The following is a 1,281-nucleotide window of genomic DNA, read 5'->3' as shown; positions in this document are numbered from 1 at the left end:
TGGTATTATCCCTTCATGGTAGACAGTAAAAAAAGAGTACATGATATCATGTACTAAACACTGTTGACCGGAGGGGTTTTTCATGCCACCCAAAAAAGGACAAGTCTTTTTGCGTTATAGCGATGAACTCAAGAAAGAAGCTGTTCGACTACGTCTTGAAGAGCGGCTGACCTATGCGAAAATTCGAGAAAGATTAGGGATTAAGGGTGATGCCCAAATCATCGAATGGGTTCGTAGATATCAAAATGGAGAGTCGTTTGAGGATTATCGGGGGAGTTGGGGGAGAAAGAAGTTTAGTAGTCTTGAAGAGGAAAACGCCTACTTGAAAGCTCATTTAGAATATCTAAAAAAGCTCAATCCGAATCTACACGGGGAGGGAAGTTGGATAAGCAAGCCCGGTTTCGTACCATTGAAAAAATGAGTCATACCTATTCCATTACGATGCTATGTAAGATTGCGGAAGTATCGCGAGCAGGTTACTACAAGTGGAAGGCGATCTTGAAGCCCCGTGCTATTCATCGTGTTGAACGAGATACAAACCTGAAGGAACATATTCTTACCATTCATCGACTTCGTCCACATTTCGGCTATAACCGGATGCGTACAGCTCTACACAAAGAAGGACTTACGATTAACCATAAGAAAGTGCGTAGGCTTATGCGGGAACTGGAGATTCGCTCCGTTATTCGGAAGAAGCGCCCCTTTGCTGGGCGCAAACCATCCGTTGTTTTTCAAAATGTCCTCAATCGTGAGTTTGCAGCAGAAACGATATTAAAGAAATTAGTAACGGATATTACCTTTGTTCGAATTGGACATCAATTTGTATACTTATCGGTCATCTTAGATTTGTGCAACAACGAAGTTGTGGCCTGGGAGATGTCTTCTAACAACGATTTACAACTCGTTCTTCGTACAGTAGAACATATAAACGCCAAAGGTGCTATTCTTCATTCCGATCAAGGGTATCAATACACAACAAAAACGTACAAGAATCTCCTTGATGATAAAGAACTTATTGGAAGTCATTCAAGAAGGGGAAATTGTTACGATAACGCCTGCATCGAGTCGTTCTTTTCCCACTTAAAAGCAGAGAAGCTATACCTTGAAAAACCAGCAAATGAATCGGAAGCTCGGAGAATGGTAACAGAATACATCAACTACTATAACGAAGAGCGCTTCCAGAAAAAACTCGGCGATCTCTCCCCAGTAGAATATAGAGAAGCGATTGCCGCCTAAAAAATTTCTCTTTTTTAGTGTCTACTTGACGGGGCTATGACCAAC

1 protein-coding gene is annotated in these 1,281 nt (G+C 41.7%); it reads left to right on the top strand.

Annotation, left to right across the window (positions count from 1 at the left end; translation table 11 throughout):
* The first annotated feature begins 82 nt into the window (after positions 1-82).
* A protein-coding gene (locus AB1L17_RS31330) for an IS3 family transposase (protein WP_412848821.1) occupies positions 83-1,236 on the top strand; the annotation gives its coding sequence in 2 pieces (ribosomal slippage) (positions 83-344 and positions 344-1,236; 1,155 coding nt in all).
* Positions 1,237-1,281 lie beyond the last annotated feature (45 nt).

Source organism: Brevibacillus jepli (assembly GCF_047229145.1).
GTDB lineage: Bacteria > Bacillota > Bacilli > Brevibacillales > Brevibacillaceae > Brevibacillus.
Note: the sequence above shows the minus strand (reverse complement) of the source record. Positions and strands in the feature narration are given on the sequence as shown.